The following is a 25,450-nucleotide window of genomic DNA, read 5'->3' as shown; positions in this document are numbered from 1 at the left end:
TTCAGAAAGCACGCATATGTCGCAACAACTTCAGCAAATCATCGACACCGCCTGGGAAAACCGCGCCGAGCTGTCGCCTAAGGCCGCGCCGGCCGACGTGCGTGAAGCCGTCGCGCACGCAATCGAGCAACTCGACAAGGGCGCGCTGCGCGTCGCCGAGAAGAAGGACGGCGACTGGGTCGTCAATCAATGGCTGAAGAAAGCCGTGCTGCTGTCTTTCCGCCTGGAAGACAACGCGCCGATGCCGGCGGGCGGCTACAGCCAGTTCTACGACAAGGTGCCCTCGAAGTTCGCCAACTACACCGCTGAAGACTTCGCCGCCGGCGGCTTTCGCGTCGTGCCGCCCGCCATCGCGCGCCGCGGCTCGTTCATCGCGAAGAACGTGGTGCTGATGCCGTCGTACACCAACATCGGCGCTTATGTCGACGAAGGCTCGATGGTCGATACGTGGGCAACCGTCGGTTCCTGCGCGCAGATCGGCAAGAACGTGCACCTGTCGGGCGGCGTGGGCATCGGCGGCGTGCTGGAGCCGCTGCAGGCAAACCCGGTCATCATCGAAGACAACTGCTTTATCGGCGCCCGTTCGGAAGTGGTGGAAGGCGTGATCGTCGAAGAGAATTCGGTGATTTCGATGGGCGTGTACCTGGGCCAGAGCACCAAGATTTACGACCGCGAAACCGGCGAAGTCACGTACGGTTGCATCCCGGCGGGCTCGGTCGTGGTGGCGGGCAACCTGCCGTCGAAGGACGGCTCGCACAGCCTCTACTGCGCCGTGATCGTCAAGAAGGTCGACGCAAAGACACGTGCGAAGGTCGGCCTGAACGAGCTTCTGCGAGGCGACTGATGGCGCGCGGCACCAAGACTGTCGTCTACGGAATTCCGAACTGCGACACCGTGAAGAAAGCGCGCGTGTGGCTCGAAGAGCACGGCGTCGAGTTTGAGTTTCACGACTTCAAGAAAGCCGGCGTGACCGAGCCGCTCGTGCAGGACTGGCTGAAGGACGTCAAGCTCGACGCGTTGCTGAACCGCCGCGGCACCACATGGCGCGGCTTGGCCGACGACATGAAGGCGGCTGCGGACACCCAGCCGGGCGCGATCGCGTTGATGATCCACAAGCCGTCGGTCATCAAGCGGCCCGTGCTGGTGATCAACGGGCGGGTGAAGTCGCTTGGTTTTTCGCCCGAAGAATATACGGCGCTGTTTGGTGAGCATGGCGCTGTTTGCGTGAGCGCCGCGCGCTTGCCAAAGCGCGCCGCACTGCGCTCAGGCGCTGCGCCGCTTGCCCTGCCGCTGCATTGTGTTGCTTGAGCGCGGCCTCGCCGCGTTGCGTCAAAGCTGTTGCCGGCTGCGGTGCGTCACCGCCAGCCGGCATTTTTTCATCCCAAAGTGGCTTGTATCGAATCCATGTCCGGCACCCTCGCCCTTACCGAACAACTGATCGCGCGCGCCTCCGTCACGCCCGACGACCAGCATTGCCAGCGCCTCCTGATCGAACGCCTGTCCGCGCTCGGCTTCCAGCACGAAACCATCGAATCGAACGGCGTAACGAACCTGTGGGCCGTCAAACGCGGCGTAGACGGCCGCGCGGGCAAGCTGCTCGCGTTTGCCGGCCACACGGACGTGGTGCCCACCGGCCCGCTGGAGCAATGGCGGTCGGCGCCCTTCGAACCCACGCATCGCGACGGCAAGCTGTACGGTCGCGGCGCAGCCGACATGAAAACCTCGATCGCCGGCTTTGTGGTGGCCAGCGAGGAGTTCGTCGCGGCGCACCCGCGGCATCGCGGCTCGATCGCGTTTCTGATCACGAGCGACGAAGAGGGCCCCGCCACCGACGGCACCATCAAAGTCGTCGAAGCGCTGCAAGCGCGCGGCGAGCGCATGGACTACTGCATCGTCGGCGAACCGACTTCGAGCACGCAGTTCGGCGACACGGTGAAAAATGGCCGGCGCGGCTCGATGTCGGGCAAGCTCGTCGTCAAGGGCGTGCAAGGCCATATCGCTTATCCGCATCTGGCGAAAAATCCGGTGCATCTGCTCGCGCCCGCGCTGGCCGAACTTGTCGCCGAGCGCTGGGACGACGGCAACGAATACTTCCCGCCCACCACGTGGCAGGTGTCGAATATCCATAGCGGCACGGGCGCCACCAACGTGATTCCCGGCCACGCTGACGTGATGTTCAACTTCCGCTTCTCGACAGCCAGCACGGTAGAAGGTTTGCAGCAACGCGTGCATGCAATCCTCGACCGGCATGGCCTCGAATACGATCTGCAGTGGACTGTGAGCGGGCTCCCGTTCCTCACGCCGCACGGCGATCTGTCGAACGCGCTGGCCAAAGCGATCAAGGACGAAACCGGCGTGAACACCGAACTGTCGACCACCGGCGGCACGTCCGACGGCCGCTTCATCGCGCGGATCTGCCAACAGGTGGTCGAGTTCGGCCCGCTGAACGCCAGCATCCACAAGATCGACGAACATATCGACGTCGCCCACATCGAGCCGCTCAAAAACGTGTACCGCCGCGTGCTCGAACAACTGATCGCTTAACCGGGAAATATCCAAGGACTATTGCGATGACGCTGCCCTTTTCCACTGTCCGCGACCTGCTGCGTTTCGCGGTGTCGCGCTTTAACCAGTCCGGCCTCTCGTTCGGCCACGGCTCGGCCAATGCGTACGACGAAGCCGCCTATCTGGTGCTGCACACGCTGCATCTGCCGCTCGACCTGCTCGATCCGTTCATGGACGCGCGCTTGAGCCCGGCCGAGATCGACGCGGTTCTCAACGTGATCGAGCGCCGCGCCACCGAGCGGGTGCCAGCTGCGTACATCACGCAGGAAGCGTGGATGCACGGCTTTCGCTTTTACGTCGACGAACGCGTGATCGTGCCGCGTTCGTTCATCGGCGAGTTGCTGCAAGACGGGCTGCAACCTTACGTTGAAGATCCCGAACAGGTCGGCGCCGTGCTCGAACTTTGCACGGGCTCGGGCTGCCTCGCGATTCTTGCGGCGCACGCGTTTCCGAATGCCGACATCGACGCGGTCGATCTGTCCGCGCCGGCGCTCGAAGTCGCCGCACGCAACGTGGCCGACTACAAGCTCGAAGAGCGCATCGCCCTTTTCGAGGGCGACCTGTATGCGCCGCTCGCTGAGCGCCGCTACGACGTGATCATCAGCAACCCGCCATATGTGAACGCCGCGTCGATGCAGGAGTTGCCCGCCGAATATAAGCACGAGCCGGACATGGCACTCGCGGGCGGCAGCGACGGCATGGACATCGTTCGGCGGATCATCGCCGACGCACGCGACTGGCTGACCGAAGACGGCGTGCTCGTGATCGAAATCGGCAACGAGCGCCAGCATGTGGAAGCGGCCTTCGGCGGATTGAACCTCGTATGGCTGTCGACGAGCGCCGGCGACGATAACGTGTTCCTGATTCAGGCTGCGGACCTGCCGGTCTGAACCCGCCAGACACTAGACCGGAGTTGAGGCTTAGCTGTGGGCTCGCAGTGAGTGCTTCGGCTGCTCACTGCGACTTCATGCAAAGTGCTTGCTTCGCTTCTGTCAAGAGCGCTCGACCAGAGCTGATGCTTTAGCTGCCGGTCATCGGTCACAGTTAGCGCCTCAACAGTCATTGCGACGCCGTGCAAACGGTGGCCGTGGTTTCATGCAATAACCCAACTCGCCCCCAATCCGCGCGCCTTCGGTAAGATGAGCGCCGTTAGCTCGTTAGCTCGTTAGCCGCCCGTGTTCGTCCAGCGAGCCCGCGCAGCGCTTCATCATCCCTTCGCTCGCCTATGCAATTCGACCTGCTTCACGTCGGCACGCTGGTGGCTCTCGCCCACATACTCGGCGTGGTCGCGGCATGTCACGCGATTCTCAATACGCGCACGTCACAAGGCGCGATTGCGTGGGCCGTGTCGCTGGTCGCGATGCCATATCTCACGCTCGTCCCATACCTCTTTCTCGGGCGCAGCAAGTTTGCGGGCTACGCCGACGCGCGCCGCGTCGAAAACGAATTGCTGCGCGCGCACGCGCATCCTCCGGAGTGGGACAGGCTTGCTTCGTCGGCGCAACTGCCCGCGCATGCGCTTGGCGGCAGACTCGTCCACTCGCTCACACGGCTGGGCGGCATGCCGTTTCTGCCGGGCAATTCCGTGCGCACGCTGGTGAACGGCACCGCGACATTCGAGGCGATTTTCCAGGCCATCGAGAACGCGCGCCATTACGTGATCGTGCAGTTTTTCATCGTGCGCGACGATGCGCTCGGCGAAATGTTCAAAGACGCACTGATAGCGAAAGCGCAGCAAGGCGTGCGCGTGTATTTCCTCTACGACAGCATTGGCAGCTTCGACCTGCCGCACCGCTATGTCGCGTCGCTGCGCGCGGGCGGCGTGGACACGCGTCCGTTCGCCACCAATCGCCGGTTCGTCAACCGGCTGCAACTGAACTTCCGCAATCATCGCAAGATCGTTTCCGTCGACGGCGAACGCGCGTTTGTCGGCGGGCACAATGTCGGCGTGGAATATCTGGGCGGCAAGCCGCCGCTCTCGCCGTGGCGCGACACTCATATCGAAGTGCGCGGACCGGCGGTCGCCAGCATCCAGTTCGTGTTCACCGAAGACTGGTACTGGGCAACGCAGCAGTTGCCGCAACTCGATCTACCGCCGGGGCCGCCGCCCGACCTCGCGGCGCCGTCGGACCCGGCATACTCCGCGCACCCGGCAACGGGCCACGACATGCACTGCCTCGTCGTGCCGAGCGGTCCGGCCGACAAGCAGGAAACCTGCTCGCTCTTTTTCGTCGAAGCGATCAATGCTGCGCGCGAGCGCATCTGGATTACGACGCCCTACCTGGTGCCCGACGAAGCCGTGTTCTCGGCGCTGCGGCTTGCAGCGCTGCGCGGCGTGGACGTCCGCATTCTGATTCCCAGCCGGCGCGATCATGTGGTGGTGTTCGAAGCGTCGAAACTGTATGCGTACGATTCGCTGCGCGCGGGCATCCGCATTTTTCGCTACCAGCCGGGCTTTTTGCACCAGAAGGTCGTGCTGATAGACAGCGTGGCGGCGGCGGTCGGCAGCGCCAATCTCGACAACCGTTCGTTTCGCCTGAACTTCGAGATCATGGTGATGACGGTCGACCGCGATTTTGCGAAAGAGGTCGAGGCGATGCTGCTCGCCGATTTCGCCGAATCTCGCGAGATAGATCGCAACGAGTACCGCCACGCGAGCGCATTGCGGCGCGTGCTGATGCATGTGGCTCGACTGTTCTCGCCAATTCTTTGAAGCATCGCAGTGCGCACCGCGGATTCACAGCAGTTTTTCGATGTCCTCGACAATCGCCTCGGGCTTGGTCAGAGGCGCGTAGCGCTTGACCACATTGCCGTCACGGCCGATTAGAAACTTCGTGAAGTTCCACTTGATCGCTTCGAGACCCAGGAGGCCGGGCGCCTCGCCGGTCAGATAGCGGAACAGGGGATGCGCGTTGGCGCCGTTCACGTCCACCTTGTCGAACATCGGGAAAGTCACGCCGTAGTTCTTTTCGCAGAAGCTGCCGATTTGCACCGCGTCGCCCGGCTCCTGCTTGCCGAACTGATTGCATGGAAAGCCCAGCACCGCGAGCCCGCGCGCCGCGTAGCCCTCATACAGCTTCTGCAAGCCCGCATATTGCGGCGTGAATCCGCATTCGCTCGCCGTATTGACGATCAGCAAGACCTTGCCTTCGTACTGCCCGAGGCTCACTTCCTCGCCGCCTAGCGTGCGGGCCGAAAAAGAATAAATCGATGTCATGTGCTCTCCCCAGGAAAGCCGTCAGTCTATGCCAAAAGCGCGGCGGATACAGTCGGCCGAATGGCTGATGCCGGCTAAGCGCCCTGTGTCACCCCCGGCAGTCTAAAATAGCGTTTTTCTCAAGCCGGCCTCTTCGTGATCCGCTTTAACCAGTTCAGCCTCGCGCGCGGTACCAAGCCGCTCTTCGACAACACCACGTTCACCCTGAATCCCGGCGAAAAGGCGGGCCTCGTGGGAGCAAACGGCGCTGGCAAGTCGACACTGTTTGCCGTGCTGCTCGGTGAACTGCACGCGGACGGCGGCGAATTTTCGATCCCGCCAACGTGGCGGATCGCGCACGTCGCGCAGGAAACACCCGCTGCGGACAAGACCGCCCTCGCCTATACACTCGACGGCGACGCAGCGTTGCGTGCAATCGAAGCGCAGATCGCGGCCGCCTCCGCCGCTCACGACGGCGCGGCCGAAGCAGAAGCGCATGCAGCCTTTGCGGACGCCGACGGCTACACCGCGCCCGCGCGCGCCGAAGCGCTGCTGCTTGGCCTCGGTTTCACGCTCGACCAGACCCGCGAACCGGTCAGCAGCTTCTCGGGCGGCTGGCGCATGCGGCTGAACCTTGCGCAGGCGCTGATGTGTCGTTCCGACCTGCTGCTGCTCGACGAACCGACCAACCACCTGGATCTCGACGCGATCGTCTGGCTCGAAGACTGGCTGCACCGCTATCCGGGCACATTGATCGTGATCTCGCACGACCGCGAATTTCTCGATTCGGTGTGCAACGTCACCCTGCATCTCGAACAGCAGCAGATCAAGCGTTACGGCGGCAATTACTCGCAGTTCGAAGTGCTGCGCGCGCAGCAGATCGCGTTGCAACAGAGCGCATACGAAAAGCAGCAGCGCACGGTCGAGCATCTGCAGAGCTACATCAACCGCTTCAAGGCGCAGGCCACCAAGGCTCGCCAGGCGCAAAGCCGCGTGAAGGCGCTCGAGAAGATGGAACTGATCGCGCCGGCGCACGCCGCGTCGCCGTTCACCTTCGAATTCCGCACGCCCGATTCCGCGCCGAACCCGATGATGGTGATGGAAGACGTGCGCTGCGGTTATCACAGCGAAGAAGGCGTCGAAATTCCGATTGTCGAGCGCGTGATGCTGTCTATCCAGAACGGCCAGCGCATCGGGCTGCTCGGCGCGAACGGCCAGGGCAAGTCCACGCTGATCAAGACGCTGGCCGGCACGCTCGCGCCGCTCGGCGGCCACGTGCGCGAAGGCAAGGGTCTGCGCATCGGCTACTTCGCGCAGCATCAGCTCGAAACGCTGCGCGCGGACGACACGCCCTTGCAGCACCTCGCGCGCCTTGCACCGGATACGCGCGAGCAGGAATTGCGCGACTTCCTCGGCAGCTTCAACTTTTCGGGCGAAATGGCGACGTCGAAGATCGCGCCCTTCTCCGGCGGCGAAAAGGCACGGCTCGCACTCGCGCTGATCATCTGGCAGAAGCCGAACCTGCTCCTGCTCGACGAGCCGACCAACCACCTGGATCTCGAAACCCGGCACGCGTTGACCATGGCGCTCGCGCAGTTCGAAGGCACGCTGATCCTCGTGTCGCACGACCGCCATCTGCTGCGGGCCACGACAGATCAGTTCATGCTGGTCGCGAAGCACCGCTTGCAGGAATTCGACGGCGATCTCGACGATTATCGCGACTGGCTGCTGCAACATGCGGCCGAGCAGCGCGCGGCGTTGAAGGCGGGCAATGCGGCGAACGGCGCGTCGAATGGCACCGACAACGGCGCGGACGGCGGCGTGAATCGCAAGGAGCAGCGCCGGCTCGAAGCGGAAACGCGTCAGAAGCTCGCGCACTTGAAAAAGCCGCTGCAAAGCCGTATCACGAAGATCGAGAAGGAAATGGACGCGCTCAACGCGGAGAAGGCGACGCTCGATGCGTTCGTCGCCGATCCTGCCAGCTACGAGCCGGCTCAAAAGAGCAAACTGACGGACGCAATTCGCCGTCAGGCAGATGTGAACGCGCGCCTTGAAGCACTCGAAGCCGAATGGCTCGAGACACACGAGGAACTCGAACAAATCGGCTAGCGGGACGCTATCCGCGATCCGCGCCGGCATCGACGAGAGGTTGGCTTTGTCATCTGCGATGTCCTCCGCTGCATCTTCCGTTTCAGCCGCCAAATCGGCTTCAGGGGCGGCGTCCGCGCCGCCTCCGTTAAGAGGCCTGCGCGTGCTCGACCTCACGCGGCTGTTGCCCGGCCCGGTCGCCGCACTGCGGCTTGCCGAACTCGGCGCCGAAGTGCTGAAAATCGAAGCGCCCGGCGCCGGCGACCCGACGCGCACAATGATGCAGTCGTCGAGCGACCGCGTGGCCGGACGGCCTGGCGCGTTTTACCGGCTAGTGAATCGCGGTAAGCGCGAGACGCGGCTCGACCTGAAATCCGAAGCGGGACGCAATGTGCTGCGAGCGCTCGCGGCGGAAGCGGACGTGTTGATCGAAAGCTTCCGGCCGGGGGTGATGGATCGGCTCGGCGTGGGCTACGCGACGCTGCGCGCGGTTAATCCGCGGCTTGTGTACTGCGCGATCAGCGGTTACGGCGCACGCGGCCCGTTCGCCAATCATGCCGGGCACGATCTGAATTACATCGGCTACGCGGGCGTTCTCGATCAACTGACGAGCCGCGACGGCGCGCCAATCGTGCCCAATTTCCAGATAGCCGATCTGCTCGGCGGCGCGCTCAGCGCGGTCACGCAAATCCTCGCCGCGTTATGGCATGTGTCGCGCGGCGGCGAAGGCCGTTTCGTCGACGTTTCGATGACACACGCCACTCATGCGCACAACGTGATCGCGCAGGTCGCCCTAGCTAATGAAGACGCCGCGAGAAATGCCGCGAGAAATGCCACGGTCAGCACCGCAGGGAACACGGCGCGAAGCACAACCGAAGAAACAGCGGCAGGCGCGGGCCTGCTGAACGGCGGCGTGCCCTGCTACAACCTGTACCGTACGCTGGACGGCCGCTGGCTCGCAGTGGGCGCGCTGGAGCTGAAGTTCTGGGAAAGCTTGTGCATGGCGCTCGACCGCCCCGAGTGGGCCACGCGCCACTGGAGTCTCGGCCAGGCGATCGGCGGGCCGGACGCCGTTGCGCTCACGCAGGAACTTGCCGACGTCATCGGCACGCGTGCGCTCGATGAATGGGTCGCGTTGCTGGAGCCGCTCGATTGCTGCGTCTCGCCAGTCTTGACGGCGGGCGAAGCGGCCCAGCATCCGCTGTTTAATCTAGAAGCGCACCAAGATCATGACGAGCCGGATGAACTCACGGGAGAATCAAGAGACCGGAGCGACGCGCGCCCTAAAGCGTGACGGGAGCACGATTGAACCGCAACTCAAGAGCAACCGAAGCGCAACTCGAGCGCCAGCAAAGCGCAATCGAAGCCTGACCCAAGCGCAACGTGCTTCAACTCCTCGCGCCGGCCTGCAACCTCACCGGCGCACAACCGTCTGCCGCGGCAACGTCTGACGCGGCGTATTTTCGTCGTCGTACAGCAGATGCTTGCGGCCTTCCACGTGGCGATTGATGGTGGCGCGCACCTCGGCGGCGGTCGCGTCGCCGGCTACCACGCGGCGCGAAATCTGCCCCGTTCTGTCGATCCACTCGACAATCCGGCAAGTGCCGCCCCACGGCTGATGAATGGGCGCTGAGACCCGGCAGCCGCGCACCTGTATCGGCCCCTCGGCTATGGTTTCATGTGACTGTTTCAAGGCGCGATCCTTTTTCAGGCATCGGAAGGGATGCAATAGCTTTGCAGCTTAAGGAAAAAGGAAGGGCTTGTTGGTTACAACCAACCTGGAGATATTTACGGCGCATTACGGCGCGCGCGTCGAGCACCACGCGCGCTGTGGGCGTCTACTCGAGCGTGCGGACCCGGTCGATAGCCTGTTCGATACGCTCGACCGCAACGACCTGTAAGCCTTCTATCGGCTGCTTGGGCGCGTTGGCCTTCGGAATGACGGCGACCGAAAAGCCGAGCTTGGCGGCTTCCTTCAAGCGCTCCTGGCCGCGCGGCGACGGCCGGATCTCGCCGGCGAGCCCCACTTCGCCGAACACCACGAGCCCCTTCGGCAGCGGCTTGTTGCGCATCGACGAATGAATGGCGAGCAGCACCGCGAGATCCGCGGCCGGCTCAGTGATCTTCACGCCGCCCACCGCATTCAGGAACACATCCTGATCGAAACACGCGATGCCCGCGTGCCGATGGAGCACGGCGAGCAACATAGCCAGCCGGTTCTGCTCAAGGCCGACGGCAAGCCGCCGTGGATTCGGCGCGTTGGCGGAATCGACCAGCGCCTGCACTTCGACGAGCAGCGGCCGCGTGCCCTCCTGCGTGACCAGCACGCACGAGCCCGGCACCGACTGCTCATGCTGGGACAGAAAGAGCGCCGACGGATTCGCGACGCCGCGCAAGCCGCGCTCGGTCATTGCGAACACGCCGAGTTCGTTGACCGCGCCGAAGCGGTTCTTGATCGCTCGCACGAGACGAAACGACGAGTGCGTGTCGCCCTCGAAGTACAACACCGTATCGACGATGTGCTCCAGCACGCGCGGCCCCGCGAGCGCGCCTTCCTTGGTCACGTGGCCGACCATGATGATCGTGGTGCCCGACTGCTTCGCGATGCGCGTCAATTGCGCCGCGCACTCGCGCACCTGCGCGACCGAGCCCGGCGCCGACGTGAGCGCGTCGGAATAGACGGTCTGGATCGAGTCGATGACTGCGACGTCGGGCTGCTGTTCCGCAATCGTCGCCTGAATTTTCTCGAGCTGGATTTCGGCGAGCAATTGCAGCTCGCTCGCTTTCGAGCCCGGCTCCAGCAGCGACAATCGTTGCGCGCGCAACGCAATCTGCGCGGCCGACTCTTCACCGCTGATATAGAGCGCGCGCTTGTCGGCGGCGATTTCGGCGAGCGATTGCAGCAGCAGCGTCGATTTGCCGATGCCCGGATCGCCGCCGATCAGCACCACGCCGCCCGGCACGAGGCCGCCGCCGAGCACACGGTCGAACTCGCCGACGCCGGTGGAAAAGCGCGGCACGTCGGACGCTTCGATATCGGCGAGACGCCGCACCGGCGCACTCTTCGCGAGCGACTGGAAACGATGCGTGGAAGGCGTTTCGGCGACCGATTCGACGAGTGTGTTCCAGGCCTGACAGGACGGGCACTGGCCCGCCCACTTTGGCGTTTGACCGCCGCATTCACTGCATACGTACAACGTTTTTGCTTTTGCCACGCGTTCTTGCCTGGTTACTGTTGTTTGCTGTTCTTGTCTCGGCCGCGCCGTTCGATGATGTAGCGCGCCCCGCTATTGCCCGGCGATATTACGCGTTGCCGCACATTACTCGGCACGCACCGGCACGCGCGGCGCGACCGCGCACATCAACTCGTAGCCGATCGTGCCGCAGGCGCGCGCGACGTCGTCGATGGGCAGCGACGCGCCCCACAATTCGACGCGCGAGCCCACGTTCGCAGTGGGAACCGGCGTGAGGTCGACGGTGAGCATGTCCATGGACACGCGTCCCACGACTCGCGTGCGCACGCCCTCGACGATCACCGGCGTGCCTTCCGGCGCGACTCGCGGATAACCGTCCGCGTAACCGCATGCCACCACGCCGATGCGCATCGGCCCACGCGCCTTGAAGAGCGAACCGTAGCCGACCGTCTGGCCTTCCGCGATGGTTTGCACGGCGATCAGTTCCGACGTGAGCGTCATGGCAGGTTGCAAGCCGGTGCCCTCGATCGCCGCGGACATGCCCGACGGCGACGCGCCGTACAGAATGATGCCCGGGCGCACCCAGTCGAAGTGCGATTGCGGATGCCACAGCGTGGCTGCCGAATTGGCGAGGCTGCGCGTGCCGGCAATGCCCTGTGCGCCGCGCTCGAACGCTTCCATCTGGTGAGCCACGCCACGCTCGCTGTCGGCGTCGGAAAAATGGGTCATCAAGGTGATCTGACCGACGCCCTGGCAGGCGCGCGCGCGCTCCCACGCCGCGCGGAATTTCTCCGGCGTGTAGCCGAGCCGGTTCATGCCGCTATTCATCTTCAACTGTATGTTGACAGGCTTCGAAAGCCGCGCCATTTCAAGCATGCGCAACTGCTCGTCCGAATGGAGCGCCGTGGTCAGGCTATAGCGGTCGATGACGTCGATATCCGTCGGACGAAAAAAGCCCTCGAGCAAAAGAATCGGGCCGGCCCAACCCAATTCACGCAACTTCACGGCTTCTTCGAGGTCCAGCAACCCAAAGCCGTCTGTTGCACGCAGACCTGGGAAAGCGCGCGCGAGGCCATGGCCGTACGCGTTGGCCTTCACGACCGCCCAGATCTTCGATTTAGGCGCATAGCGGCGCGCGACGGCGAGGTTATTGGCAAGGGCGGAGGTGTGAATCGTGGCTGAGAGGGGGCGCGGCATGGAGTATTTTCGTAAAGACGCTTGCGAATCAGCGGCTTACAGGGCGTTTTCAACGCGCGGCAGCCCGCTGGGCGGTGCGATCAAGGATTCTGCTAGTCTGAATGCAGCTATTTTCATGATATAAAGCCGTGCGCACAACCCATTTCGAACGGCATAAGCCCGGACGCATAACAAACGGCCGGGGCGGACAGACCGCAGCGAGGACAGCATCGCATCAGATGAAAAAAGGTTTTTACACCATCATGGCCGCGCAGTTTTTTTCGTCGCTGGCCGACAATGCGCTTCTGATCGCTGCTATCGCACTGCTGAAAGATCTACACGCCCCCAACTGGATGACGCCGCTGCTCAAGTTGTTCTTTGTGCTGTCGTACGTCGTTCTCGCCGCCTTCGTGGGAGCCTTCGCCGATTCGCGTCCCAAAGGACGCGTGATGTTCATCACGAACACTATCAAGGTGCTCGGCTGCATCACGATGCTGGTCGGCGCGCATCCGCTTCTTGCGTATGGAATCGTGGGTTTTGGCGCGGCCGCGTATTCGCCCGCCAAATACGGGATTCTCACCGAACTGCTGCCGCCTGACCGGCTCGTTGCCGCGAACGGCTGGATCGAAGGTACCACGGTCGGCTCGATCATTCTGGGCACGGTGCTCGGCGGAGCGCTGATCAGTCCGCATATTGCGGCGCCGATCCTGCGGCACCATATCCCCACGGTCAACACGCCCGCTGAAGCGGCGATGCTGGTCATCATGGTGATCTACGTCATCGCCGCGCTCTTCAATCTGCGTATTCCCGACACGGGCGCGCGCTACCCGAAGCAGGAACGCGGCCCGATCAAACTCGTCACCGATTTCGCCGACTGCTTCCTCGTGCTGTGGCGTGACAAGCTCGGGCAGATCTCGCTCGCGGTCACGACGCTGTTCTGGGGCGCGGGCGCGACGCTGCAATTCATCGTGCTGAAGTGGGCGGAAGTGTCGCTCAATATGTCGCTCTCCGAAGCCGCAATCCTGCAGGCGGTGGTGGCCGTCGGCGTCGCGGGCGGCGCGATCTACGCGGCCTCGCGCGTGCCGTTGAAAAAGTCGCTGTCGGTGCTGCCGGTGGGCATCATGATGGGGCTTGCCGTGATGCTCATGGCGTTCTACACGCGCAGCCTCTTCCCTGCTCACTGGGGGCTGTACTTCGGCCGGATGCACGTGCCGGGTTATCTGATCGTCGCTTATATCTTCCTCATGATCGTCGGCGGCCTGTCGGGCTTCTTCGTCGTACCGATGAATGCGCTGCTCCAGCATCGCGGCCACGTGTTGCTGTCGGCGGGTCACTCGATCGCCGTGCAGAACTTCAACGAGAACCTCTCCGTGCTCGTCATGCTGTGCCTGTACGCGGTGCTCGTCTGGCTCGACGTGCCGGTCACGGCGGTCATCGTGCTGTTCGGCACCTTCGTCTGCCTGATGATGTGGCTCGTGATGCGGCGTCACCAGGCGAATCAGCGCGCGTTCGACTCAGTCGCGCTGATCGGCGAAGTCAAGCACTAACGCGTCGGGGCGTGTCCGCTTCTTCTGCCGCCCTCGCGCCTTTACCCTTTCCCGCTTTGCGATGACCCAACCGATTCCCAATGTGCTGACGATCGCCGGTTCCGATTCCGGCGGCGGCGCCGGCATTCAGGCCGATCTGAAGGCTTTTTCGGCGCTCGGCGTTTATGGCGCGAGTGTGATCACCGCGCTCACCGCGCAGAACACGCGCGGTGTCACCGCGATCCACGCGCCGGACGCGGGCTTCATCACCGCGCAACTCGACGCCGTGTTCGACGACATCCGCATCGACGCGGTGAAGATCGGCATGCTCGCCAACGCGTCGATTGTCCGTGCGGTTGCCGACGCGTTGCGCCGACACAAGCCCAAGCACGTCATCCTCGATACGGCGATGATTTCGAAGAGCAATCACGCGCTGCTGCTGCCGGATGCGGTCGCCGCATTGCGTGAAGAATTACTGCCGCTCGCCGATCTGCTGACGCCCAATCTTCCCGAAGCCGCCGCACTGCTCGGCGGCGTGCAACCGGCTGCCGACGAAGCCGGCATGGTCGAGCAAGGCGAAGCGCTGCGCGCGCTCGGCGCTCGCGCGGTGCTGATGAAAGGCGGCCATCTAAGCGCCACCGATAGTCCGGACTGGCTGGTCCAGGAAAGCGGCACGCTGCGACTGGGCGGTCCGCGCGTGCCGGCGAAGAACACACATGGAACGGGCTGCACGCTGTCGTCGGCGATTGCAGCACTGATGCCGCAACGCGACGATCTGGCGAGCGCGGTCGCGGATGCCAAGGAGTACCTGACCGGTGCATTGCAGGCGAGCGATCGGCTCGACGTCGGCAACGGCGTCGGACCCGTGCATCATTTCTATCGATGGTGGTAACGCGGCCGCCCTACTGCCTTGCGTAGGCTTGGGCTTGCTCAGGCCACTCGTCCGGCACGACGAAGCCACGCGAGCGTTCAACGAGGTTGCCCGCGGCGTCCTCTGCCAATGCGGCGATCATGGTCGGTCCCGGTTGCTGAGCGCTTCGAGCGGTGAGCGTTAGCGGATCGATCAACGTACTACTGGCGGTCTGCTCCGCGTCCTGACGATAGCGCCGCGGCGCGAGCCATTCGAGCCGCGGCAAGATGCGCCAATGCGGCGCATGCGCCGCCGCGAAGTCCGGCCACTCACTACGTGTCACCCACCAGCCGCGGCCATGCGCGGGGTCGAGTTCGACCGGATCTGCCGGCGTTTCGCCATGCCTGTAGAACAACCATCCTTTGATGAACATTTGCGGTGTCCACGGTCCCGGATAACCCGTCGACGCAAAGTCTTCGCGCGCGCTCAAGGGCAATTGATGATTTAGTAGATGCGCGAGCTTGAGGTCGAGGCGGTCTTTGAGGTTCGGACCGACATAGTTCGATAACTGCGGTGATGCGGATGGTGATAGCGGCACTGATAATGGTGCTGACAAGCCGGCATTTGACCGTGACACGGTTCGCGAGTCGACACCACCGGCATGCAGATAGCATTTCACCGCTAGCTCCCAGTGAAGCTGCGCACCCTCTTGCGTGTGTAGGAGGAAATCGCACTCGCCGAGCGTGACCCCTGCGCGCCGAAGCGGCACGCCCGCCGCGATCAGCCGCGCAGTCGGGCCATGTTGCAGGAACCAGCCAAGCAGGCGTTCGGCGTAGCGCCCGAGGCGAGTGATGCGCGTTGCGGCGAGATCGTCATGCAACGGGGCGGGCACTGCATCGAGCGCGCGCAGCCAGTCGACGATCTCGTGCAGTTGCCGCGAGGTCGCGAATGGAGTGGCGAGTTCGCCCATCGGCGGTTGCGGACGCAACAAATCGGCGCTCAACAGCAGCCATGCCAGATCGCGAACCGCGCTGTCGCCCAGACTGTCGAGCAATGTGGAAAGAGCGGGCTCCGCGCTGGCGGCACCCGCGGCGGCGGAATCTGCGCCGGCGGCATCGTCGCTCACAACAGCCGCCCTGACTGAGTCCGCTCCGGTGGTGTTTCCGCGCGCCGTCGCAAGACGACGCGCCGCCGGCTCATCCGCGCTCACTCGTTCGCCGCGTTCGACGCTGCGCCACCGGCCGCACGCCACGTATCGCGAGCGAGACACAAATCGGCCCATGCCTTGGCCTTGTCCGGCAGGCTACGCAGCAGATAGGCCGGGTGATAGGTGACGATCACCGGCACACCCTCGTACTCGTGGACGCGGCCGCGCAGCGACGAAATGCTCGCGTCGGTCTTGAGCAGGCTTTGCGCGGCGAAGCGACCGAGCGCGACGATCAGCTTCGGTTTCACGAGCCCCACCTGGCGTTGCAGATATGGTTCGCAACGCGCGACTTCGTCGGGCTCCGGATTGCGGTTGCCGGGCGGCCGGCACTTGATGACGTTCGCGATATACACGTTGGTGTCGCGCGCCAGCGTGAGTGAACGCAGCATGTTGTCGAGCAGCTTGCCGGCCTGGCCGACAAACGGCTCGCCCACGCGGTCCTCGTTCTCGCCGGGCGCTTCGCCGATCAGCATCCAGTCGGCGTTCCGATCTCCCACGCCGAAAACAGTCCTGGTGCGCGTCTCGCACAGCCGGCAGCGCTCGCAGGTCGAGACCCGCTCGCTCAGTGCGTCCCAGTCGAGCGTGTGGATCGCGGGAGGTTCGGGCGTGTCGCGGCGCGCGTGCATGGGCGCGCTAGCGTCGCCCGGCGGTTGAAGCGGGAGATCGTCGAACCAGGCGAAGTCGTCGGCGGGCGGAGCGTCGAACGAGGACGGCTCTTGCATGCGCGGCTCGGCGGTTGCCGGATCGCGGCTTTGAGCGGCAAGTGGCGCGCGCTGTTGGGTCGCCTCCGGCGCAGGCCGTGGTTCGCGTTTTTCCGATTGACCAGCGAAGCGCGCGGAGTCTTCAGCACGCTCAACCGGCTCTGCCTGCTGCAAATCATCGCGCGGCGCTATCGGCTGGGACCGCTGAGTCTCGCGACCTGGCGTATCGTTTTCAATACGCGTTTGGGCCTGCGCGACGCCGTCGGCTCGTCGCGACGGCTCTCCCGCGCGCATAGCGGGCGTGGGCGACGTCTGCGGCGCCAACCCGATCGAAGAAGACTCGCGCGCATCGAGCCGTGTGAGGTCGCTCGCACCGTGCGGGCGCGGCGCGTTGGCGCCCTGCTCCGCGCCGGGCCCGTGAGCTGCTTCCTGCGCCGCGGCCATCCCGCGACGCACCCAGCGCGGCGCGAGCCCGAACTCTTCCAGTACCGATTCATGCAGCGCCATCCGCGCCCTCCCTGACAAACGATAAACGCATCACGATGGCGTCCTCCCGGCTGCGATGCCGCGCCGGATAATAGTTTTTGCGCCGGCCGATCGACGCGAAGCCGAAACGCTCATAGAGCCGGATCGCGCGATGATTCGACGGCCTCACCTCCAGCAGCAGACCGTCCAGTTTTTCGGCGCGGGTAATCCGCACGGCCTCCCGCAGCAGCGCGAGTCCTGCGCCCGCCCCTTGAGCGGCAGGCGTCACGCACAGATTCAGCAAATGCATTTCGTCGACGACCGGCATCAGCACGCAATAGCCGATCAGCGTGCCCGTAACATGCCGCAGACAAACGCCGAAATAGCCGTTGCGCAAGGAGTCGCCGAAATTGATGCGGCTCCAGGGAAATTCATAGGCGAGCTTTTCAATCGCGGCCACTTCGTCGAGGTCGCCTTCGGTCATCGGCGACATGTAGCGGTCCGCCAGCAGCACGCCGCTCATTGCCGTCCCTCGCGAGACTCGGCGTGATGAGCGAGCGCCGCAGCCTGCCCCGCCTTGGCGGCCTTTTCCGCGATGCGCTCGGCCGTGGTTTGCGCGACCTTGTTGCGTATGTATTCGGGCGCGGCCTGATCGGCCGGGACCGTGCGGCCCGCGTGGAATGCGCGCAACGCGGCGTACGCGAGCGGCAGCGCATGCGGCAATGCTTCCTGATCGACGGTTCGGGCGGCTGCGAGCGCCGGCAGCCGTGCGCCGAAAGCCGCGGCGGCGTTGCCCGCGAGCGTGAACGGTTCGTCGGGTAATACGAGCCGCTCGGGCGTATCGAGCGATGCGCTTTGAACGGTGCGCCATTCGCCTCCGACGCCGTCCCACGCGTAGTCGGCCCAATAGATTTCGTCCATGCGGGCGTCGAGCGCGGCCAGCACGCGCGTGGCGGACGGATCGCGGCGCCGGGCACTCTCCGCGCAGACCAGCAGCGTGCTGACCGGCACGACCGGCAGACCGAGGCCGAACGCCAGGCCCTGCACGGCGCCAGTCGCGGTGCGAAGACCGGTGAATGAGCCGGGACCGGAACCGAACGCGATCGCGTTGCAGTCGGCCAGTGTCAGACCGGCTTCGTCGAAAAGTTCGCGGATTGCGGGTAGCAGACGGGTGCTGGACACGGCGCCAGTCTGTTCGTGACGGACCCACGCACGCGGCTCGGCGCGCCCGTGGCCCGCTGCGCCGACGCCGACGGCGGCGGACAGAAGCGCTACCGAGCAGAATTCGGTGGAAGTATCGAGGGCAAGAAGCACTGTTTGAGTCATGGACCGTATTGTAATCGGCGCCGCGCGCGCGGATGCGGTTTGGTCTCGGACGCAACGCGCTGTCGTTGCCGCGAGGTCGACGGTCGCATGGCCGCTGATTCAGAAGCGGGCGTGAATTCCGTGCTCGCAGGCGCCTTGCGTTTCGAATAAGCCCTCAGCACGCCGCGGCATGCAATTGCTATGATCGTCGGCCACCTAACCATCTCGCCGGAGAGCACCACGATGACGGACCTCGACACGCAATTCATCCACGCCCAGGAAGACGTCAAGCAACTGCCGGAGCGTCCGGGCAACCTCACACTGCTGCGCCTCTACGCCCTCTACAAGCAAGCCAGCGAAGGCGACGTTCAGGGCGACAAGCCGGGCTTCACGGACATCGTCGGCAAATACAAGTACGACGCGTGGGCCGCGCTCAAGGGCACCGCGCAGGACGCCGCCAGGCAGCAGTACGTGGAACTGGTCGAATCGCTGAAGAGCGGCGCGTCCGCATGAAGTCCAGGTGACGCCGAGCCCCTCGCAGCGGGGCGTAACGCGACCTAAGGCGCGAGAGTCGCGCTCAGAAATGTCTTAACAGTGGCGCAGTGCAACAAATACCTATACAATGTTGCCTGCGCTTCACTGCTTTGCCCGGTTTTAATAATCGGCGTTTGCGGCGCAGCGCCTCGTAGCGTTTAGCTCCAATCCAGTTTAGAACCTGTCCCCTCCTGCCTAGCCCCCTACGGGCGATCATGTCCCAGGCTGGCGGCAAGCCATGTTGGCCTGTCGCATCCGATACAGCTTCTAACGAAAAGCTCGCCTTTATTGTTGCGAGTTGCCCCCGTTTTTCGATTTGCTCGCTGCTTCTTTGCTCGCTGAATCCGACGACTTGGGTATGCCGATTGGCGCCGACGTTTTAATTCCCTGTGTTTCAAGGATTCTCATGACCTCGAGCAATACCCCCAGCAGCCCGTTGAACGCCATCGCCGATCAGGCCCTCGGTCTCGCCGACGCACCCGTGCAAGCCGCAGCCGTTGCTGCCGCGCCGGCCGTCGCCGCTGAAGCCGCCGCGCCCGCTGGCCCGACGTTCGCGTCGCTCGGCCTGTCCGCGGATGTCGTCTCCGCGCTGACCGCCGCTGGCTACCAGAACCCGACGCCGGTTCAGCAACGTGCTGTTCCGGCTGGCATCGCCGGCCGCGACCTGCTGGTTTCGAGCCCGACTGGTTCGGGCAAGACCGCTGCCTTCATGCTGCCCGCCATCGAACGTTTCTCGCAGTTGCAAAAGTCGCAAGCCAGCCAGCCGCGCGAGCCGCGTCCGGCCGACGGCGCACGCACGCGCCGCCCGCAACCGGTTGCCCGTCCGACCATGCTGGTTCTGACGCCGACCCGCGAACTCGCGATGCAGGTCACCACCGCCGCCGCCACGTACGGCAAGCATCTGAAGCGCCTGCGCACCGTCAGCATTCTGGGCGGCGTCGCTTATGGCCAGCAATTGATGCTGCTTGCAAAGAACCCGGAAATCCTGGTCGCCACGCCGGGCCGTCTGATCGACCACCTCGAACGCGGCCGTATCGACCTGTCGCAACTGCAGATTCTCGTGCTCGACGAAGCTGACCGCATGCTCGACATGGGCTTCATCGAAGACATCGAAACGATCGTCGCGGCCACGCCGGCCACGCGTCAAACCATGCTCTTCTCGGCCACGCTCGACGGCAAGATCGGTTCGCTGACCGGCCGCCTGTTGAAGGATCCGGAACGTATCGAGATCGTTCAACGCCTGGAACAGCGCACCAACATCGCGCAAACCGTCCATTACGTCGACGACCGCGATCACAAGGACCGTCTGCTCGACCATCTGCTGCGCGACGAGGGCCTCGACCAGGCTATCGTCTTCACGGCAACCAAGATGGACGCGGACCAACTGGCCGGGCGTCTTGCCGACGCCGGTTTCGAATCGGCCGCACTGCACGGCGATCTGCCGCAAGGCGCGCGTAACCGTACCATCAAGGCATTGCGCGAGCGTCGCGTTCGCGTGCTCGTGGCAACGGACGTCGCCGCTCGCGGTATCGACATTCCGGGCATCACGCACGTGTTCAACTACGATCTGCCGAAGTTCGCCGAAGACTACGTGCACCGTATCGGCCGTACTGGCCGTGCCGGCCGCTCGGGTATCGCGGTGAGCCTCGTGCATCACGCCGAACAGGGCGCGCTCAAGCGCATCGAGCGCTTCGTGCGCACTCCGCTGCCGGTCAACGTCGTCGTAGGCTTCGAGCCGCGCAAGTCGGCTCCGTCGGGTAACGGCCGTCCTGGCTTTGGCGGCCGTGGCCGTCCGGGCGGCGGCAATGGCGGCGGACGCCGCTTCGGCAGCGGCTCGGGCAAGCCGGCCGGTAATGGCAGCAGCTCGCGCAGCGGCACTGGCGGCGGCTGGGCCGGCAAGTCGGCTGGCGGCGGTTCGCGTGATGGCGGCTTCGGCGGCGGTTCGCGTGAAGGCTTCGGCGGCTCGCGCGACGGCGGCTACGGTGCACGCCGCAGCGACGGCCCGCGTACCGCGCGTCGCGGCAGCTAAAGCGCGCAAGCGCTCACGGCCAGCAGCGGTTCGCCTGCTTCAATGCGGCAGCCGCGTCTGGCTGGTGGAAGCTAGACGTAACTAGTTGTGCAGACCCCGCAGCCTCGTGCTGTCGTCGGGTCGGACTGAAAACCGGTGCCTAGGCACCGGTTTTTTTTCGCCCATGCTCCATCCCCTCCCAAATTTCACGATGTGAAAAAATTTTTTGCGTCGTAAAAAACCGTGCTGCACGGCACAACATGACGATTGCAAGATGGGAAAAATCGTTTCTTAATGCGAAACGAAATTCGTAAGCTCTTGATCCTACGCAAGAATAAATATCAGAAAATCGCATGCGGGCGGCTATTGCGTGTCCATTGATTTGCCTAGACTCTTATATAAGACTTCACGAAACGGAAGGCCTCAGCGGCTGACCGCTTCCACGAAGACAGAGCTCACCATCCATCTTCAGGCAACCAAGGAGCAAATCATGACGACGCGCGAAGAACAAGCCCGCCAACTTCAACAGCAATGGGAAACCGATCCGCGCTGGAAAGGCGTCAAGCGCAGCTACACCGCGGAGGACGTAATCCGTCTGCGCGGCTCCGTGCAGGTCGAGCACACGCTCGCCAAGCGCGGCGCCGAAAAGCTCTGGCATAGCGTGAATACCGAGCCGTTCGTCAATTCCCTCGGCGCGCTGACCGGCAACCAGGCGATGCAGCAGGTCAAAGCGGGTCTGAAAGCCATCTATCTGTCGGGCTGGCAGGTCGCGGGCGATGCGAACGTGGCCGGCGAAATGTACCCGGACCAGTCGCTTTACCCGGCGAACTCCGTGCCGCTCGTCGTCAAGCGCATCAACAACACGCTGACGCGCGCCGACCAGATCCAGTGGTCGGAAGGCAAGAATCCCGGCGACGAAGGCTATATCGACTACTTTGCACCAATCGTCGCGGACGCCGAAGCCGGCTTCGGCGGCGTGCTGAACGCTTTTGAACTGATGAAGGCGATGATCGAAGCCGGCGCTGCAGGCGTGCACTTCGAAGATCAGCTTGCGTCGGTCAAGAAGTGCGGCCACATGGGCGGCAAGGTGTTGGTGCCGACGCGCGAAAACGTCGCCAAGCTCACGGCCGCGCGTCTCGCCGCGGACGTATCGGGCGTGCCGACCGTGCTGCTCGCTCGCACTGACGCGGAAGCAGCCGACCTGATCACGTCGGACGTCGACGAAAACGACAAGCCGTTCCTGACCGGCGAGCGCACCGTCGAAGGTTTCTACCGCACCAAGCCGGGTCTCGAACAGGCGATTTCGCGTGGCCTCGCCTACGCGCCCTACGCCGACATGATCTGGTGCGAAACGGGCAAGCCGGATCTCGAATTCGCGAAGAAATTCGCCGACGCGATCCACAAGGAGTACCCGGATCAACTGCTGTCGTACAACTGCTCGCCGTCGTTCAACTGGAAGAAGAACCTCGACGATGCGACCATCGCCAAGTTCCAGCGCGAACTGGGCGCGATGGGCTACAAGTTCCAGTTCATCACGCTGGCCGGCTTCCACGCGCTGAACTACTCGATGTTCAACCTCGCGCACGGCTATGCCCGCAATCAGATGACGGCGTTCGTCGAGATGCAGCAGGCCGAATTCGCCGCCGCGGAGAAGGGCTTCACCGCCGTCAAGCATCAGCGTGAAGTCGGCACCGGCTACTTCGACGCGGTCACGCAAACGGTCGAACGCGAAGCATCGACGACCGCGTTGCACGGCTCGACGGAAGACGAACAGTTCTTCGACAAGAAAGTCGCGTAACGGCCTCGCGGCCCGATCGCGAACGTAAGGCAGAGGACGGCGGAACAACGGCGAAGCGGTTTTGCCGGGGATTCGCCATCGACAGGGAGGAGCCTCGCCATCGACGCATCGACATATTGATGCGCTGCGCCGATGGCGGGTTCTCGCAAGGCGGGGGCTAGACAGAAAGCCAGCACAATGCATTGTGCGGCGAACGGACGACGCGCCGGCTGATCGCCGGCGCGTTTTTCCGCCGTCTGATGCAACGTTGTGGAACCGAGCGCGCGCGCAGTTCAGCGGTACACGAGCACCGGGATTTTAGTATGCGTGAGCACCCGCTGCGTTTCACTGCCGATCAGCAGGCTGCCCAGACCGCGGCGCCCGTGTGAGGCCATGAAGATCACGTCACATGCGCCCCGCTCCGCCGCTTCGATGATGCCGAGATACGGTGCCGGATGCACGCTGGTGCGCCTGTCGACGACCACCCCGACACGGCTCGCGGCGAGTTCCACTTCGCGCAAATGTTGCTGCGCTTCGCGTTCGCTGCGTTCGAGAAACTCGGACGGCGGTTCGACAACGATGTCGGAGAACGGCGCATACGGATATTGCGGCAGGCATGCATAGGCGGTGATGCGCGCGCCGACAGCCTGCGCGAGGTCGATTGCGCCGGCCATCGCCTTGCGCGAGAGATCTGAACCATCGGTCGGAACGAGAATGTGCTTGAACATGTGCCCTCCGTATCCGTGTCCAGCCGCCCTGCCGGCTGCGTTCGGCGCGGCATTGCCGCGCTTTTTTCACGCCCGTGAACAGCACATGCGTCAGCGTCGGCCGAGGCTTTGCGTGCTGCCCTCAAAAGGATTGTAGGTCGTGGATATCTCCCGCAAACCGTCATCGAGGGTCTGTCCGAATATGGAAAACCCGTTGCGCCGCGTCAGCCCCAGTATTCCGGAAGGCCATACGTATGCTTGAGAAAATCGAGAAAAAGCCGCACGCGCAGCGGCAGATGGCGGCGCTGCGGAAACACCGCATGAATTCCGATGGGAAGCGCGGCGAACTCGTCGAGCACGCTCACGAGGCGCCCCGCCGCGATATCCGCGCCGACTTCCCACCACGAACGCCACGCGAGGCCGTGGCCTTCCAGACACCACTCGTGCAGCACGGCGCCGTCGGAGCATTCCATCGTGCCGGACACCTTGATCGACACGACCTTATCGCCCTGCTGGAACATCCAGCCGCGCTGCTGGTTGGCGCTTGCACCGAGCGCGAGACAATTGTGCTGCGCAAGATCCGCAAGGCTGTGCGGCGCGCCGCGCCGGCTCAGATACGACGGCGACGCCACGCACACGCGCCGGTTTTCGCCGAGCTTGAGCGACACGAGCGAAGAATCGGGCAATTCGCCGAGCCGCACCGCGCAATCGAAACCTTCGTTGACCAGATCGACGAGCCGGTCCGACAGATCGAGCGTGATCGAAACATCCGGATGCGCGACCGTGAACGCCGGCACCAGCGGTGCGACGTGGCGGCGCCCGAAACCGGCCGGCGCCGAGAGCCGCAAGTGGCCGCTCGCCTTGACGCCGCCCGCCGACACGCTCGCCTCTGCGTTCTGCATGTCGTGAATGATGCGCTGACAATCTTCGAGAAACGCCGACCCTTCGAAGGTCAGCGTGATCTTGCGTGTCGTGCGCACCAGCAATTTGACGCCGAGGCGCTCTTCGAGCGCATCGATACGGCGGCCGATGATCGCGGGCGCCACGCCTTCGGCAAGCGCCGCGGCGGACAGGCTGCCTTTCGCGGCGACAGTGACGAAGGTCTCGATCTGCTTGAATCGGTCCATGGAAGGGCGCCGCTAACGCGGCGAAGTTGGCCGGTGCGCGTCAGATTAGGTGCACGAAAGTAAAAGATCAAGTGATCTTTGCCCTCTTTTTTAGCGCGGAGCAGCGCTAATACAATCCGTCCTGACCTCTGGCAGGAGCGCACGGCAATGTCGGCCACAACGACACTCTCCCCTCAAGCAGTGATTTTCGACGCCTATGGCACGCTTTTCGACGTGCATTCGGTAATCGCTGCCGCGGAGCAGATCTTCCCCGGACACGGCGACGCCCTCTCGCAGTTGTGGCGTCAGAAACAGATCGAATACACGCAGCTGCGCACGCTGGCCGATGCCGGCGGCGACGTCGCGCATTACCGTCCGTTCTGGGACGTCACGCTCGACGCTCTGCGCTTCTCCGCGAAAAAGCTTCAGCTCCCGCTCGGCCGTACCGCTGAAAAGCGTCTGATGGATGAGTACGCGTGCCTGTCCGCGTTTCCCGATGCTGTGCCTGCGCTGCGTTTGCTGCGGGATGCGGCGTCCGGGTCTGGGGCTCGGATTGCCTCCAGGCCCGTGTCGGCATCCGCATCCGGACCCTCACGCGCCGTATCCTCCGCGGCGGGCACGTCACGCGGTTCGCGCCCCGGCCTCGCGATCCTGTCGAACGGTAACCCTCAAATGCTCGACGTCGCGGTGAAGAGCGCGGGCATGAGCGGCCTGTTCGATCATGTACTTTCCGTCGACGCCGTGCGCGCATACAAACCCGCGCCCGCCGCCTATGCGCTCGGCCCGCAAGCCTTCGACGTGCATCCGCGCGAGATTGTCTTCGTGTCGTCGAATGGCTGGGACGTCGCCGGCGCAACCTGGTTCGGCTTCACGACGTTCTGGCTCAACCGACAGAACGCCCCGCTCGAGGAACTGGGCGTGACGCCGCACGGCACGGGCGCGGGCATGAGCGATCTGTTGGCTTTCCTGAAGACCGTCACATCTGCCGGACGCGCCCACGTCACAACGAGCCGCATACGCCACAGTCCCGGCGCATGACGCTCAC

At 64.0% G+C, this 25,450-nt stretch carries 22 protein-coding genes and 1 pseudogene; 13 read left to right on the top strand and 10 right to left on the bottom strand.

Annotated features, from left to right (window positions below; translation table 11 throughout):
- Positions 1–16 precede the first annotated feature (16 nt).
- The 5 genes and pseudogenes from dapD to cls all read left to right on the top strand — a co-directional run bounded on the left by dapD (position 17) and on the right by cls (position 5,278).
- Positions 17–844: a 2,3,4,5-tetrahydropyridine-2,6-dicarboxylate N-succinyltransferase gene (gene dapD, locus RW095_RS25875; RefSeq protein WP_317021694.1), complete on the top strand. Its 828-nt coding sequence runs from the start codon at positions 17–19 to the stop codon at positions 842–844.
- A pseudogene (locus RW095_RS25870) lies at positions 844–1,203 on the top strand (ArsC family reductase); the annotation flags it as partial. The gene dapD and the pseudogene RW095_RS25870, both read left to right, overlap by 1 nt.
- 201 nt (positions 1,204–1,404) lie before the next feature.
- A complete protein-coding gene (dapE, locus tag RW095_RS25865) occupies positions 1,405–2,544 on the top strand; it encodes a succinyl-diaminopimelate desuccinylase (RefSeq protein WP_317021693.1) in 1,140 nt (379 codons plus the stop codon).
- 26 nt (positions 2,545–2,570) lie between these two features.
- Positions 2,571–3,455 carry a 50S ribosomal protein L3 N(5)-glutamine methyltransferase gene (prmB, locus tag RW095_RS25860; RefSeq protein WP_317021692.1) on the top strand — a complete coding sequence of 295 codons (885 nt, stop codon included), beginning with the start codon at positions 2,571–2,573 and terminating at the stop codon, positions 3,453–3,455.
- 335 nt (positions 3,456–3,790) lie between these two features.
- A complete protein-coding gene (cls, locus tag RW095_RS25855; RefSeq protein ID WP_317021691.1) occupies positions 3,791–5,278 on the top strand; it encodes a cardiolipin synthase in 1,488 nt (495 codons plus the stop codon).
- A gap of 24 nt (positions 5,279–5,302) precedes the next feature.
- Here cls and RW095_RS25850 read toward each other — a convergent pair whose 3' ends face one another.
- Entirely contained in the window at positions 5,303–5,782 is a 480-nt protein-coding gene (locus RW095_RS25850; protein WP_317021690.1) for a glutathione peroxidase, read from the bottom strand.
- Positions 5,783–5,917: 135 nt separating this feature from the next.
- Between RW095_RS25850 and RW095_RS25845 the strand changes: the two genes are divergently transcribed.
- Both RW095_RS25845 and RW095_RS25840 read left to right on the top strand, forming a co-directional pair.
- Positions 5,918–7,870, top strand: coding sequence for an ATP-binding cassette domain-containing protein (locus tag RW095_RS25845; RefSeq protein ID WP_317021689.1), 1,953 nt, complete (start codon positions 5,918–5,920; stop codon positions 7,868–7,870).
- Between the two features lie 142 nt (positions 7,871–8,012).
- Positions 8,013–9,143, top strand: a complete 1,131-nt coding sequence (locus tag RW095_RS25840; protein ID WP_394365192.1) for a CaiB/BaiF CoA transferase family protein — start codon at positions 8,013–8,015, stop codon at positions 9,141–9,143.
- 120 nt (positions 9,144–9,263) lie between these two features.
- On the opposite strand, the gene RW095_RS25835 is transcribed toward RW095_RS25840, so the two are convergent.
- The 3 genes from RW095_RS25835 to alr all read right to left on the bottom strand — a co-directional run bounded on the left by RW095_RS25835 (position 9,264) and on the right by alr (position 12,240).
- Complete coding sequence (locus RW095_RS25835; RefSeq protein WP_317021687.1) at positions 9,264–9,542, bottom strand: DUF2866 domain-containing protein; 279 nt, start codon at positions 9,540–9,542, stop codon at positions 9,264–9,266.
- A 145-nt stretch (positions 9,543–9,687) separates the two neighbouring features.
- The gene (gene radA, locus RW095_RS25830; RefSeq protein WP_088174711.1) at positions 9,688–11,064 is read right to left on the bottom strand and encodes a DNA repair protein RadA; all 1,377 of its coding nucleotides are present in this window, start codon (positions 11,062–11,064) and stop codon (positions 9,688–9,690) included.
- 105 nt (positions 11,065–11,169) lie between these two features.
- Positions 11,170–12,240, bottom strand: coding sequence for an alanine racemase (gene alr / locus RW095_RS25825; RefSeq protein WP_317021686.1), 1,071 nt, complete (start codon positions 12,238–12,240; stop codon positions 11,170–11,172).
- 218 nt (positions 12,241–12,458) lie between these two features.
- On the opposite strand from alr, the gene lplT reads away from it, so the two are divergent.
- Both lplT and thiD read left to right on the top strand, forming a co-directional pair.
- Positions 12,459–13,766 (top strand): lysophospholipid transporter LplT, encoded by a 1,308-nt coding sequence (gene lplT, locus RW095_RS25820; protein WP_317021685.1) that lies wholly within the window; start codon positions 12,459–12,461, stop codon positions 13,764–13,766.
- Positions 13,767–13,827: 61 nt separating this feature from the next.
- Positions 13,828–14,637, top strand: coding sequence for a bifunctional hydroxymethylpyrimidine kinase/phosphomethylpyrimidine kinase (gene thiD / locus RW095_RS25815; protein WP_317021684.1), 810 nt, complete (start codon positions 13,828–13,830; stop codon positions 14,635–14,637).
- Positions 14,638–14,647: 10 nt separating this feature from the next.
- Here thiD and RW095_RS25810 read toward each other — a convergent pair whose 3' ends face one another.
- The 4 genes from RW095_RS25810 to tsaB all read right to left on the bottom strand — a co-directional run bounded on the left by RW095_RS25810 (position 14,648) and on the right by tsaB (position 18,294).
- Entirely contained in the window at positions 14,648–15,721 is a 1,074-nt protein-coding gene (locus RW095_RS25810) for a DUF1853 family protein (protein WP_394365191.1), read from the bottom strand.
- Between the two features lie 80 nt (positions 15,722–15,801).
- Positions 15,802–17,010: a uracil-DNA glycosylase family protein gene (locus RW095_RS25805; RefSeq protein ID WP_317021683.1), complete on the bottom strand. Its 1,209-nt coding sequence runs from the start codon at positions 17,008–17,010 to the stop codon at positions 15,802–15,804.
- The gene (rimI, locus tag RW095_RS25800) at positions 16,997–17,491 is read right to left on the bottom strand and encodes a ribosomal protein S18-alanine N-acetyltransferase (RefSeq protein ID WP_317021682.1); all 495 of its coding nucleotides are present in this window, start codon (positions 17,489–17,491) and stop codon (positions 16,997–16,999) included. Before rimI ends, RW095_RS25805 begins: the two co-directional genes overlap by 14 nt.
- Positions 17,488–18,294 carry a tRNA (adenosine(37)-N6)-threonylcarbamoyltransferase complex dimerization subunit type 1 TsaB gene (tsaB, locus tag RW095_RS25795; RefSeq protein WP_317021681.1) on the bottom strand — a complete coding sequence of 269 codons (807 nt, stop codon included), beginning with the start codon at positions 18,292–18,294 and terminating at the stop codon, positions 17,488–17,490. The genes rimI and tsaB overlap by 4 nt, the downstream gene beginning before the upstream one ends.
- Before the next feature lie 222 nt (positions 18,295–18,516).
- Here tsaB and RW095_RS25790 point away from each other — a divergent pair, with 222 nt between their 5' ends.
- The 3 genes from RW095_RS25790 (at position 18,517) to aceA (ending at position 22,613) form a co-directional block, all read left to right on the top strand.
- Positions 18,517–18,786, top strand: coding sequence for an acyl-CoA-binding protein (locus RW095_RS25790; protein WP_317022683.1), 270 nt, complete (start codon positions 18,517–18,519; stop codon positions 18,784–18,786).
- A 427-nt stretch (positions 18,787–19,213) separates the two neighbouring features.
- A complete protein-coding gene (locus tag RW095_RS25785; RefSeq protein ID WP_317021680.1) occupies positions 19,214–20,836 on the top strand; it encodes a DEAD/DEAH box helicase in 1,623 nt (540 codons plus the stop codon).
- Between the two features lie 469 nt (positions 20,837–21,305).
- Positions 21,306–22,613, top strand: coding sequence for an isocitrate lyase (aceA, locus tag RW095_RS25780; protein ID WP_027775357.1), 1,308 nt, complete (start codon positions 21,306–21,308; stop codon positions 22,611–22,613).
- Between the two features lie 272 nt (positions 22,614–22,885).
- Here the strand turns inward: aceA and RW095_RS25775 are convergent, their stop codons facing one another.
- Together RW095_RS25775 and RW095_RS25770 are read right to left on the bottom strand one after the other, a co-directional pair.
- Positions 22,886–23,320, bottom strand: a complete 435-nt coding sequence (locus RW095_RS25775) for a universal stress protein (RefSeq protein WP_020065598.1) — start codon at positions 23,318–23,320, stop codon at positions 22,886–22,888.
- Between the two features lie 203 nt (positions 23,321–23,523).
- Positions 23,524–24,426 carry a LysR family transcriptional regulator gene (locus tag RW095_RS25770; protein ID WP_317021679.1) on the bottom strand — a complete coding sequence of 301 codons (903 nt, stop codon included), beginning with the start codon at positions 24,424–24,426 and terminating at the stop codon, positions 23,524–23,526.
- A gap of 147 nt (positions 24,427–24,573) precedes the next feature.
- On the opposite strand from RW095_RS25770, the gene RW095_RS25765 reads away from it, so the two are divergent.
- Positions 24,574–25,443: a (S)-2-haloacid dehalogenase gene (locus RW095_RS25765; RefSeq protein ID WP_317021678.1), complete on the top strand. Its 870-nt coding sequence runs from the start codon at positions 24,574–24,576 to the stop codon at positions 25,441–25,443.
- Positions 25,444–25,450 lie beyond the last annotated feature (7 nt).

The sequence above is a fragment of the Paraburkholderia kirstenboschensis genome (genome assembly GCF_032806925.1).
Taxonomy (GTDB): domain Bacteria; phylum Pseudomonadota; class Gammaproteobacteria; order Burkholderiales; family Burkholderiaceae; genus Paraburkholderia; species Paraburkholderia kirstenboschensis.
The sequence above is the reverse complement of the archived record's forward strand: the minus strand, read 5'-3'. Positions and strand labels throughout refer to the sequence as shown.